Source organism: Ferdinandcohnia jepli (assembly GCF_047246645.1).
Lineage (GTDB): Bacteria > Bacillota > Bacilli > Bacillales > Bacillaceae_L > Ferdinandcohnia.
Map to the genome: position 1 here is coordinate 50,797 of NZ_JBFOKR010000007.1, position 14,092 is coordinate 64,888.

General features: G+C 36.1%; 15 protein-coding genes and 1 riboswitch. Of the genes, 9 read left to right on the top strand and 6 right to left on the bottom strand.

The genetic code is table 11. The annotated features are described in order from the left end of the window. Positions 1 to 52 precede the first annotated feature (52 nt). The 4 genes from AB3M96_RS08725 to AB3M96_RS08740 are packed head-to-tail and all read right to left on the bottom strand — an operon-like array spanning position 53 to position 3,833. Positions 53 to 1,126 (bottom strand): ABC transporter substrate-binding protein, encoded by a 1,074-nt coding sequence (locus tag AB3M96_RS08725; RefSeq protein ID WP_412967204.1) that lies wholly within the window; start codon positions 1,124 to 1,126, stop codon positions 53 to 55. Continuing rightward, on the bottom strand, positions 1,123 to 1,926 hold the full coding sequence (locus AB3M96_RS08730) for an ABC transporter permease (RefSeq protein WP_412967205.1): 804 nt from the start codon (positions 1,924 to 1,926) through the stop codon (positions 1,123 to 1,125). Before AB3M96_RS08730 ends, AB3M96_RS08725 begins: the two co-directional genes overlap by 4 nt. 1 nt (position 1,927) lies before the next feature. Next, positions 1,928 to 2,734 (bottom strand): ABC transporter permease, encoded by an 807-nt coding sequence (locus AB3M96_RS08735; protein WP_412967206.1) that lies wholly within the window; start codon positions 2,732 to 2,734, stop codon positions 1,928 to 1,930. Continuing rightward, positions 2,724 to 3,833 carry an ABC transporter ATP-binding protein gene (locus tag AB3M96_RS08740; protein ID WP_412967207.1) on the bottom strand — a complete coding sequence of 370 codons (1,110 nt, stop codon included), beginning with the start codon at positions 3,831 to 3,833 and terminating at the stop codon, positions 2,724 to 2,726. Before AB3M96_RS08740 ends, AB3M96_RS08735 begins: the two co-directional genes overlap by 11 nt. A 221-nt stretch (positions 3,834 to 4,054) precedes the next feature. Further along, positions 4,055 to 4,141: riboswitch (cyclic di-GMP riboswitch) on the top strand. A 214-nt stretch (positions 4,142 to 4,355) separates the two neighbouring features. Here AB3M96_RS08740 and AB3M96_RS08745 point away from each other — a divergent pair. Next, entirely contained in the window at positions 4,356 to 5,555 is a 1,200-nt protein-coding gene (locus tag AB3M96_RS08745; RefSeq protein ID WP_412967208.1) for a sensor domain-containing diguanylate cyclase, read from the top strand. Between the two features lie 253 nt (positions 5,556 to 5,808). Here the strand turns inward: AB3M96_RS08745 and AB3M96_RS08750 are convergent, their stop codons facing one another. Together AB3M96_RS08750 and AB3M96_RS08755 are read right to left on the bottom strand one after the other, a co-directional pair. Beyond that, positions 5,809 to 6,096, bottom strand: a complete 288-nt coding sequence (locus AB3M96_RS08750) for a YxcD family protein (RefSeq protein WP_412967209.1) — start codon at positions 6,094 to 6,096, stop codon at positions 5,809 to 5,811. Continuing rightward, on the bottom strand, positions 6,084 to 6,521 hold the full coding sequence (locus AB3M96_RS08755; RefSeq protein WP_412967210.1) for a hypothetical protein: 438 nt from the start codon (positions 6,519 to 6,521) through the stop codon (positions 6,084 to 6,086). The genes AB3M96_RS08750 and AB3M96_RS08755 overlap by 13 nt, the downstream gene beginning before the upstream one ends. A 246-nt stretch (positions 6,522 to 6,767) precedes the next feature. Here AB3M96_RS08755 and cyoE point away from each other — a divergent pair, with 246 nt between their 5' ends. The 8 genes from cyoE to AB3M96_RS08795 all read left to right on the top strand — a co-directional run bounded on the left by cyoE (position 6,768) and on the right by AB3M96_RS08795 (position 14,092). Then, positions 6,768 to 7,688 (top strand): heme o synthase, encoded by a 921-nt coding sequence (gene cyoE / locus AB3M96_RS08760; protein WP_412967211.1) that lies wholly within the window; start codon positions 6,768 to 6,770, stop codon positions 7,686 to 7,688. A 172-nt stretch (positions 7,689 to 7,860) separates the two neighbouring features. After that, the gene (locus AB3M96_RS08765; protein ID WP_412967212.1) at positions 7,861 to 9,138 is read left to right on the top strand and encodes a phytoene desaturase family protein; all 1,278 of its coding nucleotides are present in this window, start codon (positions 7,861 to 7,863) and stop codon (positions 9,136 to 9,138) included. 15 nt (positions 9,139 to 9,153) lie between these two features. Continuing rightward, complete coding sequence (locus AB3M96_RS08770) at positions 9,154 to 10,044, top strand: RNA polymerase sigma-70 factor (RefSeq protein WP_412967213.1); 891 nt, start codon at positions 9,154 to 9,156, stop codon at positions 10,042 to 10,044. 86 nt (positions 10,045 to 10,130) lie between these two features. Next, entirely contained in the window at positions 10,131 to 10,751 is a 621-nt protein-coding gene (locus AB3M96_RS08775) for an SAM-dependent methyltransferase (protein ID WP_412967214.1), read from the top strand. A 256-nt stretch (positions 10,752 to 11,007) separates the two neighbouring features. Further along, on the top strand, positions 11,008 to 11,154 hold the full coding sequence (locus tag AB3M96_RS08780) for a hypothetical protein (protein ID WP_412967215.1): 147 nt from the start codon (positions 11,008 to 11,010) through the stop codon (positions 11,152 to 11,154). A 14-nt stretch (positions 11,155 to 11,168) separates the two neighbouring features. Further along, on the top strand, positions 11,169 to 11,630 hold the full coding sequence (locus AB3M96_RS08785; protein ID WP_412967216.1) for a cytochrome c oxidase subunit II: 462 nt from the start codon (positions 11,169 to 11,171) through the stop codon (positions 11,628 to 11,630). 14 nt (positions 11,631 to 11,644) lie between these two features. After that, positions 11,645 to 13,342, top strand: coding sequence for a cbb3-type cytochrome c oxidase subunit I (locus tag AB3M96_RS08790; RefSeq protein WP_412967217.1), 1,698 nt, complete (start codon positions 11,645 to 11,647; stop codon positions 13,340 to 13,342). A 117-nt stretch (positions 13,343 to 13,459) separates the two neighbouring features. Further along, positions 13,460 to 14,092 carry an SCO family protein gene (locus AB3M96_RS08795; protein WP_412967218.1) on the top strand — a complete coding sequence of 211 codons (633 nt, stop codon included), beginning with the start codon at positions 13,460 to 13,462 and terminating at the stop codon, positions 14,090 to 14,092.

Genomic DNA, 14,092 nt, shown 5'->3' on the forward strand with positions numbered 1-14,092 from the left:
GCGCTTGTCTTATGCTTGTCGCCGATAGGCGGGCGCCTTGGGCTTTTCTAATTTAATTTTGTGCCATCTTAAACTCTAAATAGATTTGGTTATAAATAGATAAATTCTTTTTACCTAAATTCTCGTATACTTCAAGCCTTTCAGTTAGCTCTGGTGATGGATAAAAACGTTCATCGTTAACCATTTCTTCAGGCATATACTGAAGTGCTTCTTTATTCGGTGTAGAGTAACTAACATACTCTGTATTTTGGGCTGCAGCTTCAGCATCCAGTATAAAATTAATAAATTGATGGGCAGCATCAATGTTCTTCGCTGTTTTTGGTATAACCATGTTATCAAACCATAGATTTGATCCTTCGATCGGAACAACATATTCTAAATCTTCATTTTCCCACATAATTTCTGATGCTACTCCAGACCACACGATACCAATTGAGGCTTCTTGATTTTCGAGCAGCATTCTACCTTCATCTCCAACGATTGCTTTAATGTTAGGACTCAGGGAGATGAGTTTTTCTTTTGTTTCTTTCAGATGCTCGGTATTTGTATCATTTAGGGAGTAACCTAAACTATTAAGACCCATTCCGATAACTTCCCTTGCACCATCGATAAGCAAAATCTCATTTTTAAGAGCGGGGTCCCATAGATCATTCCAACTTTTAATTTCCAATCCATCAAGCATTGTAGGATTATAGACAACCCCAACCGTACCCCAGAAATAAGGAACTGAATATTGGTTTCCTGGATCAAAGGGAAGATCCATAAATCGCTCATCAATATTTTTTAAGTTAGGTAGTTTTGAATGGTCAAGCGGTATAAGTAAATCCTCTTGGCGCATTTTATCAATCATATATTCTGACGGTACAGCAATATCATAGGTTGTACCACCTTGTTCAATTTTTGTCATCATTGCTTCGTTAGAGTCAAAGGTTTCATAGATTACTTTAATGCCTGTTTCCTCTTCAAAACGTTCAACTAACTCCATATCGATATAATCACCCCAGTTAAATATCGTCAGGGTATTTCCGCCTGATAGGCCTTGTGACGAATTTAAGTGGTGGATAAGGTAGAGAAGGGCTCCTGAAACAATACTTATTGCTAAGAAAGCACGAACTAATTTACTCATTTTCGTACCCCCAATCCTTTAACATTACTACGTTGTGAGATAAAGTAGTATCCAATGACAAGGATCATTGTAAATACGAACAATAAAGTGGATAATGCATTAATATTTAACGCAATTCCTCTACGAGCTAATGAATAGATTTCAACAGATAGTGTTGTAAAACCGTTTCCGGTTACAAAGAAGGTAACCGCAAAGTCATCAAAGGAATATGTTAAAGCCATAAAAAAGCCAGCAAAAATCCCTGGTGTAATATACGGAAGAATAACTTTAGTGAAAACATCCCAACGGCTAGCACCAAGATCACGAGCTGCATCGAGTAAAGTTGGACTCATTTCCTTTAATTTAGGAAGAACCATAAGTACAACAATTGGTATACAAAATGCAATGTGAGATAGTAACACTGAATAGAAACCGAGCTTAATGCCAACTAACGTTAATAATATTAAGAAAGAAGCACCAATAATTACATCAGGACTAACAATTAACACATTGTTAAGAGATAACAGAGCATTCTGAGTTTGATTTCGTTTTACAGAGTGAATGGCAATCGCTCCGAGAACACCTATTATAGTAGAAATTAGTGCTGATAGTAGAGCTATAACAATTGTATTAAGCACAATTATAAGTAGTCTTGTATCCTGGAAGAGCTCTTTGTACCAATCAAGTGTAAACCCTTCAAAATCATTCATTGTTCCGCCACTGTTAAAAGAATAGAAAACTAAAAAGAAAATGGGAGCGTAAAGTATGAAAAAGATGATTGCCAAATATGCTTTTGATGAAATCGAAAGTCTGTTATTCATATTACGCACCTCTTTTCTTACGGTTACCAGTTGCAACCATAATTAACACCATAAAGATGATTAGGAATACGGCTATTGTAGAGCCCAGGCCCCAATCCTGTGTGACAAGGAATTGCTGCTCAATAGCTGTCCCGAGTGTGATTACCTTGTTACCGGCAATCAGTCGTGTAAGCATAAACAGTGATAAGGCAGGAATAAATACAATCTGACATCCTGATTTTACACCTTGAATGGTTAATGGAAAAGTAACTCTTCGGAACGTTGTCCAGCGTGAAGCACCTAAATCACTTGCAGCATCAACTAGACTTGGATTCAACTCATTTAATGAATTGAAAATTGGTAATATCATGAATGGAATAAAAATATAAACTGAAACAAATATAAAGCTAAAATCAGTAAATAGTAATTGCTGCGAACCAATACCCAGGACCTCTAAAAGGCTGTTTGTTATTCCGTAGGTTGAAAAGATTCCTAAAAATGCATAGGCTTTTAAAAGCAAGTTAATCCATGACGGAGCAATTAGTAGCAATAACCAAAGGTGCTTGTGCTTTGTTTTTGTTAATAAATATGCTGTTGGATATGCAACAACTAAAGAAATAGCCGTTATTAAAAATGCATACCAAAATGAGCTAAGTGTCATTTTTAAATAGATTGGTGTAAAAAACGTCTTATAATTAATTAATGATAAATTTCCCTCTATATCAAAAAAGGAATAGTAGAGTACGAGAGAAATTGGTGCAATGACAAAGATGGCAATCCACAATGCATAAGGGATGATATATAGATTACGAGTAAGCCTATTTTCCATGGCTTTCCCCATCCGTATATGCATCTAAACGTCGGTCGAATTCTTCTTCAGTCTCTCCAAGACGCATAACATGAATAGCTTCAGGATCAAAATAAAGTCCAATTTCATCCCCAACGGTAGCCTTTTTAGTGGAATGTACCAGCCATTCATTTCCGTCTTTATCAAAGCAGCAAATCTCATAATGAACCCCACGGAATAACTGGGAGTCTACTTCGACCTGAAGTTTTCCTCGATTTAATGTTGTGATTTCTAAGTCTTCAGGACGTATTACTATTTCCACCGGCTCATTATCACTAAATCCTTGGTCAACACAGTCAAATGTTTTACCGACAAATTCAACTAGGAAATCTCGATGCATTTTCCCTTTAACGATATTCGACTCTCCAATAAAATCAGCCACAAAGCGATTAATTGGTTCGTCATATATGTCAGTTGGGGTGCCACTCTGTTGGATTTGGCCTTCATTCAGAACGAATATTTCATCCGACATGGCAAGTGCCTCTTCTTGGTCATGAGTAACAAAAATAAAGGTAATCCCTAGGCGCTGCTGTAACTCTCTTAGTTCATACTGCATTTCAGTACGTAGCTTCAAATCAAGTGCTGATAGCGGCTCATCTAGTAAAATTACTTCTGGTTCATTAACAATAGCACGGGCAATTGCAACACGCTGTTTCTGCCCACCGGACATTTCTTTGATTTCTCGTTTTTCGTATCCTGCTAGATTAACAAAGCTAAGTGCTTCCTTAACTTTAGCTTCAATATCAGTATTTTTTAATTTCTTAATTCGTAATCCAAATGCAACATTTTCAAATACATTTAGATGCGGAAATAAAGCATAATCCTGAAATACAGTATTTACTTGACGTTTATTAGCAGGAACTGAATTAATCTTCTTTCCATTAAAATAAACCTCTCCTTGAGATGGTTCAATAAATCCGGCAATTAAACGCAAGATGGTAGTTTTTCCACAACCAGAAGGACCTAGAAGCGTATAGAACTTACCTCGTTCAAATTCAAAACTTACATTATCAAGGACGGGTTGATCAGAATCATATTGTTTTGTTACACCTTTAAATTGAATAATAGGTATATTACTCATGGCGACCCCCTTCTCTACTATTTATCTGTTTAAAATAATTTCAATTCGGCATAATTATACATGAATCGGCAAATAATTCAATAATCTTGCCCATATTTTAAAAATATTGTTTAGGAATAAGTCGGCATCGAGTTATATTTCCTATACGGTTATAATTGACCCAGACTAAAATAAGAAATATAATTATAGTAAACCTAAAGAACACTTTAGTTTGATAATAGAATAAAGTAGGGCAAATTCATTGAAAAATGGAGACGCAAAACTATAGGGGCTAAAATCAATTTAGAATATGCCAGCCAGTTGCCGAGATAAGTCGTATTAGAAGAAACGCAGATTAATCGGTAGAGGATTAGTCTTTTTTTTATACTTTAGTAAAGATTAATATGGTAATATTTACCTATATAACAGCCTGTTAAAATAATAGATTAGGAATCTATAAGAGTGGGAGACGCCACTCGTTTTTTCAAAAGTAAAAAGTAGCTAGATTTTTCAAATGAACTCTAATTTTGGAAGTGATTACAAATGGAGAAAGTGGTCCAAAGTAAAGGAAATCTAAATGTGCTGAAGAAAATTAGTGAATTGCTTGAAAAAGTAGGGACTGAGAAGAGTCTTATCACGCCAGAAATATGTGATTTGTTTGAAAATGAAGCTTACAATGAAGAGCAAAAAGTAACTACAGATAAAGTTTTAAGACAGCTTCATGAAATGAATGAGCAAATAGAAAATATGAACTGGATGAATAAGCATTATCGAATACTGCATGAGTTTGCTCAAATATGTAGTAAAACGTTAAATGAAAAAATCCTACTTCAAAAATCCTACGAAATGGTTTCTCAGGTAATGCCAACTGACTCATTTTATATTGCGCTATATGATGAGGGAGATACACAAGTACAATTGATTTTTATAATGGATAACGGAGAGCTGGCTCCACCAAGTACAGTTGAATTTGGCGAGAACTATACTTCAAAGGTTATCAAGACAAGAGAGATTGTTCATTTAAAACAGCAGAGTCAGTCTCTTGAATATGATACAAAAATGGGTGAAGGGGAAGAGGATACAAGTTCCTGTTTATTTGTCCCTGTGGTAATTGATGACCAAGTGAAGGGTGTTATCTCTGCACAAAGTTTCCGAGACTTTGCCTACCGCAAAGAACATGAAGATTTATTACAAATGATAGGTGCCCAAGTTATTAATTCCATTGAAACAGCACGTTTATATGAAAGAATCTATAAAATGTCAAGAACTGATGAATTAACCGGATTAAAGAATCATCGGGCTTTCCATGAGGATTTAGCAAAGCTAATCCAAAGTGGAAAAGATAAGCTCACATTAATGATGATAGATTCAGATAACCTAAAACAAATGAATGATAACTATGGACATGACATTGGTGATTTATATTTAAAGACATTATCTGACGGAATCAAGTCAATAAGCGGTCCTGATATACAGGGATATCGTTATGCGGGAGACGAATTTATGATACTTATCAAATCTCGTATTGATCGAACCGTCGAAGAGTTATACGCTGACTTGAAAAATTATTATCAAAACCATCCCATTTTGCTGGGTGATGAGAAAATAATAGTGTCAATTAGTTCGGGTGTAGGCATGTATCCTCAGCATGGACCAACGGTGGATTCACTTAAAAAGGTTGCCGATCAAGCACTATACCGTGCAAAAGAAAATGGAAAAAATCTATTGTATATTGCAAATTAAAAATAAAAGCTCATCTTCCTTTTGGGGAGATGAGCTTTTGCTATTAGTTAGTTTATCCCGGTGTAATCGTCCGTAATACTCCCACCTATAAACGTGATGTGAAACGAAGACGTTTAGGGGGAGATAACGGACGCTAACACCCCGATTGGTGAGATCAGGTTTTTCTTAGGGCTTTAGCCCTTAGAAAAATCAATCAGGCTTTGCGTGACTAACAATAAGTGGGGGATGAACAAAACCCCCACTTATTGAAGTTTCACTTTATATGTGCGATTATTCCTTCGTTATCATCTAGTACAAGCTTTATACCAGCATAAGGATCTCTGTTTAGGAATTCTCCAAGCCATAGCCTGATTGCTTCAATTAAGTTAGCCATGATGAGTACTTGTTTTCGGTCTTGTACAAATACTTCCGCTGAAAAGCCATAGTCATCATCATACATTAATTCTACTTCAACTTCTTCTGGCTTTACTTGTTTCTTCAAGCCAATATATACGCAAATAGCGTTAATAATTTCTTGTTCAGAAAGAATTAGTTTCTCCATGAATTTTCCTCGTTTTTCTTTTTCCTTACTAGATTGAAAATTTTACGAATAACTGAGAAAAGAACATAAATAGCAATAATGTTAATCATTAATCCAAAGAAAGAACCAAGTACACCCATATTAGACAGCAGGCCGCCAAATAGGAAACCAGCAAGTCCACCAAGCATTAGGCCTTTCATTAATCCACCAGACATAAGTCCACCTTTTGGTGTTGTTGTAGTCGACTTATTCGTAGTAGTTGTATCTGTGTTTTTTTTCTGTTGGAAATTGGATTTATTTTGGTTACCTATATTACTGTTGAAACTCTTTTTACCTGACTTGTACCCTTTTGCTTCAACGGTTGTTGTAGAATCTTGAAAAACAAAGTTGCCAACTGGTGAAAGGATAAGGGATAGTGCTACTATAGCTGCAAGAATTTTTTTCATGTTTTTATTTACCTCCGTGGTGTATGATTAACTAGAATAGATAGGTATTTCCTTTCTATTCTACTATATATACGAAGTAAATATTAATTAGTTTCGCTTTTACTAAAAAAATGACCTGGTAAATTATGCTTGATCTATTTCATAGCTTTAGTCAATATAGGTGTGAGGAATATCTCATCTATGAATAGCAATTTGTTATAAAATATACACTGACAAGTAATGTTCGTATCAAGGGAGGTTATGAGTATGAATAAGGAAATGGCATCTGCTCTAGTAGGTAAACAAAAGATATCATTACTTATTGCAGATATTAAATCCTTACTAAAAGCAGGTGTCTTACTTGCAAATGTACTTCCCGTATTTTCAGGTTTTTGGTTAGCGATCTACTTCTTTAATGTCTCAATTGTGGATTACTGGGGAGTCTTTTTACTAACCATGTTGGGAAGTACAATGGTTATGGCGGGAGCACTGATCATTAATAATTGGTTTGATGTTGATATAGATACAGTAATGGAACGAACAAAAAAAAGACCCACAGTGACTGGGCATTTTACACTGCGATTTGTTTTACTATTGGGTATTATATTAACTGCTGTTGGATTTATTTTATTATTTTTTACTACAACAGAGGCAGTAATATATACGTTCATTGGTTGGTTTACGTATGTAGTTCTTTACACAATGTGGTCAAAGAGAAGATACACCTTTAATACCATTATTGGTAGTATTTCAGGTGCTGTATCTCCTTTAATTGGGTGGACTGCAGTCGGAAGTAGCCTCCACACTGTTCCTGCCATTTTATTCTTACTGTTGTTTATTTTTCAGATGCCTCATACGTATGCAATTGCGATGAGAAAGCATGCTGAATACAAGGCAGCAGGAGTAGCGATGCTTCCGGTTACAAAGGGTTTTTTAACAGCAAAAAAACATATAGTGTTTTATGTTTTGTGTTTATTGCCTTTACCATTCTTTTTAACGCAATTAGGCACAGTTTTTATTGTACTAGCAACCATCCTTAATGTAGGTTGGTTCCTTCTTGCCGTCTATGGTCTATTCATAAAAGATGACCTAAAATGGGCGCGATGGAACTTTTTATATTCTGTAAACTATATAATGATCATCTTTTTACTAATGGTAATTGTTACATTACCGGGTTATTTTAAATAAGATTCCCAGTGCGGAAATAAAAGCGTGAGTTCGTTATTATAGAACACACGCTTTTTGCGTAATGAAAAGTAAAAGCACAGCCGGTATATTTTAATATGAAAACTTTTTATTTTATGTCACAATCCACCATCTCAAATCGTCTTGTGTGTAAAAACAGAAAGGGGAAATGGTAGTGGATAACAAGGTTTGGGATTGTGTAGTGATTGGTGGCGGTGTTGCGGGTTTGGTTGCTTCAACATTTCTAGCGCGCTCGGGGAAAGCGGTGCTTGTACTAGAGAAGTCTAAACAACTAGGTGGTAGAGGACAGACAATTGAAAAGCACGGCTCTTATTTAAATCTAGGTCCACATGCGATTTACGAGAAAGGAATTGCATATAAAGTGTTAACTGAACTGGAACTGGAAGTAAAAGGTGGAAAGGTCCCAACTAGTGGTAAAATTGTAGATAAGGAAAATGTATATGATTTACCGGGTGACGCACTTAAACTATTAACTAGCCCAATGCTTAGTTGGAATGGTAAAAAAGAGGCGCTCCGGTTTTTTACAACTTATAAGAAAATCGATACATCTAGTATGAAATCAGTGCGATTAAGTAAATGGCTCAATCATAATATAAAGAGTGAAGAAGTAAGGAAATTTATTCAAATGCTTATTCGGTTAGCCACTTATAGTAATGATATTGATGAAATAAGTGCTGGTGCTGCGTTAAGGCAGCTTCAACTAGGGAATGCAATTTACCTTGAAGATGGTTGGCAAACAATGATACGTGCATTAAAAGAGAAGGCAAGGGAGTATGGAGTTGCATTTTTAACAGGGGCAAAGGTAGAACAAATCAAAGGTGTCTTTCCAAACATGCAGGTCCTTACACAAGGTAGAGATCCTATTGATACTAAAAATATTGTATCTACTGTAAGTCCACAAGAGGTTACTGCATTGCTCAGAGAATACGGAAATCCAGTAGATTTTGATACTTTTAAAAATCTTAAGCCAGTTAAAGTAGCATGTTTAGATCTTATTTTAAGTAGCCTACCACTACGCAATATTCATTTTGCTCTGGGTTTGGAGCAACCATTTTATTATTCCAATCATTCAAATGTAACCAAGTTAAGTTATGATGGGAAAAATCACGTCGTACACGTAATGAAATATTTGAGTGCTTCTGGAATAGAGGACCAAGATCAAGTTCTAACAGAGCTAGTAGATTTCATGGATCGGATACAGCCTGGATGGGAGAATTTTGTTATTTATAAAAGGTATCTTCCTAGAATGACAGTTTCCCATAGTGCTGTTAAGGCAGATAAAAGTGGACTTTTGGGTAGGCCTACTCATAGTGTCAAACACATTCCAGGACTTTACCTTGCTGGTGATTGGGTAGGAGGAGAAGGCATGCTGGTCGATGCCAGTTTTAATAGTGCGGTTCAAGTTGCGGAGACTATCTTGGAATCTAGTTAAAGGGTGTGATGGAGAATGTTAGATGAAAGTTTATATCTACAATATAAGCCATTGCTTTTTTCAATTGCTTATCGAATGACAGGGACGATTACTGAGGCAGAAGATATTTTACACGATGTTCTTCTGGGAATGGAGAAGGCTGACTTTCAAACGGTTAGCAATCCAAAAGCATATCTTTGTAAAATGGTTACAAACAAGTCGCTTGATTATATGAAATCGGCTAAAAAGAAACGAGAATTATACTCAGGGCCATGGTTGCCGGAACCGGTAGTCACACATGGAAAAAATGACCCAATCTTGAAAGTATTACAAAAGGACCAGGTTTCCTATGCACTGCAGACATTGATGGAACAGCTAAGCCCTATTGAGCGAGCGGTATTTGTGTTAAGACAAGTATTTGAATTTGATTATCAAGAAATTGCGAGTATGGTGAATAAGGAAGAGACGAATTGCAGAAAGATTTTTAGTAGGGCTAATAAAAAGCTAGATTATAAGGTTGTTGAAAATAGGAGTGGAAATGAAAGGCTTCAACAACTGGTTCACCAGTTTGTTATTGCAGCATCGACAGGACAAATGGAACATCTTCTCAGCTTATTAAGTGAGGATGCAGTTCTTTATTCAGATGGTGGAGGAAAGGTAAAGGCAGCTTTAGTACCTATTCAATCTAAGGACAGAGTAGCGGCATTTATTTTTGGGTTGGTGAAGAAGTTCGGAAACGATAGTGAATATACAGTTGAACCAATACGAGTTGAGGGGCAAGTAGGACTTCTTTTAATGGTAGCGGGAGAAATAGAAAGTGTAATTTGCTTTGACCAAAAAGACAATTATATTCATACCATCTATATGGTTCGAAATCCAGAAAAGCTTCAGCATATTAGTCTTTATTATAAACTTGACTCAAAATGAGTTGAGTTTTTTCTTTTATATAGATTTATAATAAGAAGTGTAGAAACAAAAGGTTATTCAAGAAGAAAACTTTTTAGGAGAAACATATGGACGAGAAGTACTATGATGCAATATTACACATTAAAACGAGTGGTGGGCAAAAAGGGTTTAGTCCATCTGTTCATTACCATCGTTATGAGCCAACACCTTATCAAGGACTTGAACAGCTGTGTAAACAATATCAAGTAACTAGTAAAGATCGTATTGTGGATTTTGGATGTGGCAAGGGAAGATTGTTATTTTATCTACATCATTTATTTGGTGCAACTGTAGTTGGAGTAGAGGTTGATAAGAGTTTATACCAAGAGGCTGTTCAGAATAAGACACGTTATTTGAAATATACGAAGGGCCGTGCAGACCAAATTGACTTGCATAATTGTGTTGCTGAAGAATATGAAATTCACCCACTGGATAACAAATTCTACTTTTTTAATCCCTTTTCCATTCAAATCTTTAAAAATATAGTTAGTAACATCCTTCATTCTCATGAGTCTTCACCAAGGGAAATAGATTTGATTGTATATTATGGCTCAAATGAATATACCTATTTCTTAGAAAATCATACACCGTTTGAACGTAAAGAAGAGATTAGCATTACTGGGCTATCTGAAAGTAATCCTTATGAAAGGTTTATAATTTATCGGTTAGGATCATTAGAAAGTAAATAGGGGTAAACGTAAATGGCAAATCGGAGTTAGTTCACCGATTTGTCATTTTTGCGTTTAGCTCATTTTTTTACAAGTTAACAGTGTTACAAACTTTAAAAACCTACTAATATCAAGTGTTGGTAAGTCGCTAGCATACATTGAAAATGTTATGTGTAAAAAAAATTACAGTTAAAGTGTGATTCAGTTCACTACAATGAGAATCATTACTAATTAATATGGAATCAAGAAGGAAACAAACTCTAAGGGGGTTAATTGAATGGGAGCTAAGGTAAACCGAAATAAAAAGTTGGGTAACGAACATGAAGCACCATTAGTAGGAACCTGGATTTCAGTAGGAGTGGTTGGAGCAGTTATTCTTGCCACATATTTATTATTATTTGGGCTTTTCATGGCTAGATTTTAGGAGGGGAAAAGTATATGCATCGTGATGAAAAAGTATGGCTAACAATTAGTTTCGGTATGATCATTGCATTCATGCTTATTACAGGATACCAAGCATTCGCGCTAGAAATGGGACCACCGAGTCATATGGAAACAATTGATCCACAAAAGGTGGATGAGACGGCTCCATTTGACAAACCAGGTATTACACAAATTGGTGAAAATGAATTTGAGGTTGTAATGACTTTAGAAATCTTTAGTTTTAATCCAGGAAACATTGAAGTTCCAGCTGGATCAACTGTTCATTTTACAATGACTTCAAAAGATGTTGTTCATGGATTTCAAGTTGCTGGTACGAACCTTAATGCAATGGTAATGCCAGGTCAGATTCAAAAAATTACACAGACTTTTGATGAGCCAGGTGAGTATTTAGTACTTTGTAATGAGTACTGTGGCGCAGGTCACCAAATGATGTCAACAACAATAACAGTTAAATAAAGGAGGGCTGAGTAGTGGAAACAGCAATACCACAAACAGGAGCTATTAAAACGTTTAAAGAAAAAACAAATAAAGCTTTAGGTATAAGTCTTGAGGATGCAAGAATTACAAAATCCTATTTGTCAGTAGCATTTATCGCATTATTATTAGGTGGGTTTTTAGGATTATTACAAGGATTGAATCGTGCAGGTCTTCTTGAATTACCAACTTGGCTAGATTACTATCAAGTATTAACAGCACACGGGTTGCTATTAGTTGTTGTACTTTCAGCATTTTTTACGATTGGTTATTTCTACGCAGGACTCTCACATGATTTAGGAGGATTACTCCCTAAAGTAAGAAAGCTTGCATGGGTTGGATTCTGGACCAAAATGGTCGGATTAGTGCTAGTGGTAATTCCAGTACTAATGAATAAAGCGTCAGTTATGTATACCTTCTATCCACCAATGGCAGCACATCCGGTCTTTTACTTTGGGTTAGCGCTGGTTGTTGTAGGGATTTGGATACTTGCATTAGGAGCATTCATTCAGGTTGCTACCTGGAGAAAGCAAAACAAAGGTAAACACCTTCCAATTCTATCATTCTTTGCTACTGGTGTGTTTGTACTATTAGTTGGTGCAACAGCATTCGTTGCAGTTGAAGTTCTTTTCTTAATCATCCCTTGGACTTTAGGCTGGGTTGATACAATTAATGTAATGGTTTCACGTACTTTATTCTGGGCATTCGGACATACAGCAGTTAATATTTGGTATCTAACAGCGGTTTCTGCTTGGTATGTAATTATACCTAAAATTATTGGCGGAAAACGTTGGAGTGATTTATTAACACGTGTTGTAGTTATCGCTTTAGTAATTATGAATATCACTGGTGGATTCCACCATCAAATTATTGACCCAGGAATTAATCTTTCAGTTAAATTCCTACATGTTTTTATGAGTTTAGCAATTGGGTTCCCATCTTTAATGACAGCTTATGCGATGTTCGCAGTATTTGAGCGTACTGGAAGAAAAAAGGGTGGAAAAGGAGCTTTAGGTTGGTTTAAAAAGTTACCATGGGGAGATGTTCGTTTCTTATCACCTTTCATAGCAATGGCTGCGTTTATCCCTGCAGGTGCTGGTGGTATTGCACAAACTACTAACCAATTAGACCAAGTTGTGCACAATACAATGTGGATCGTTGGACATTTCCATTTAACATTAGGTATGTCAGTAGTAATGACTTTCTTCGGAATTAGTTATTGGTTAGTACCGTATGTATCAAAACGCGTGCTTACACCAGGAATGAATAAGCTGGGTGTTGTTCAGACAATTATTTGGACAATAGGAATGATCTTTATGTCAGGTGCGATGCACTGGGTTGGATTATTAGGTTCACCTAGAAGAACTTCATACTCAACTTATTTTGAAAATGCAACTGCACTTGGTTGGGATCCATATTTAATGTTCTTGGCTGTTGGAGGTACATTCCTAATTGTTGCAGTTATCCTTCAAGTGTATGCAGTATTTAATATGATGTTCTTTGCTCCTAAGGGAGTAACAGAGTTCCCAATCGCAGAGGAAGAAGAAAATGCTACAAAAACTCCTATGTGGACAGAACGTTGGGGACTTTGGGTAGTTCTAATGATTCTAGTAGTTGCAATGGCGTATGTAATACCTCTTACCGATATGATTGTCAATGCACCTCCAGGATCACCACCACACAAAATGTGGTAAATGGAAAATGGCTAGAACTAGTTTCTAGTGTCGACAAAGGGATAGCTCAATCGAGAGGGCTATCTCTTTGTAGTTTTTAAACTAGCATTCAAAAACGAAATGTAGGAAGTGGTTTTTATGTTTAAGGATAAACATAGTACAATTGCCAGTTTACTCATCCTTATGTTAGGTTTTACATTATATTTTACGGGAACTGACGGGTTTACAGCTTTTACAGCTGAGACTGCAAGGGTGAATCAACTAGTAGAAGATAAACCGCTTTTTCCTAATGTGATGCTTGAGGATAGTAACGGGCGAGAGTATTCCATTTCTGAATTCAAAGATAAATATGTATTCGTCACTTTTCTTTATACCTCATGTATGACGGTGTGTCCTCAACTGGAAATGAACATGTCACTCGTATATGAACAAATTCCAAGCCGATATATAGGAGAGGATATTGTCTTTTTAAGTATTAGTTTTGATCCTACTCGAGATGATCCAGCTACATTGGATAAGTATAAAGATTACTTTGATGCAGATGGAGAAACGTGGAGAATGGCGAGGGTACCAGAACAGAATGAGCAGGAAGCTTTGTTAGACGCCTTTGGTGTCATTGTAATCCCTGATCAATATGGTAATTTTGCTCATAATTCGGCTTTTTATTTAGTAGATAAAGAGGGCAGATTAGCAGAGGTAATGGATTACACGTTAGTTGATGAAGCAGCTGCAAAGGTAAATCGCATCTTAGAAGAGGGAGAGGGGAAATAA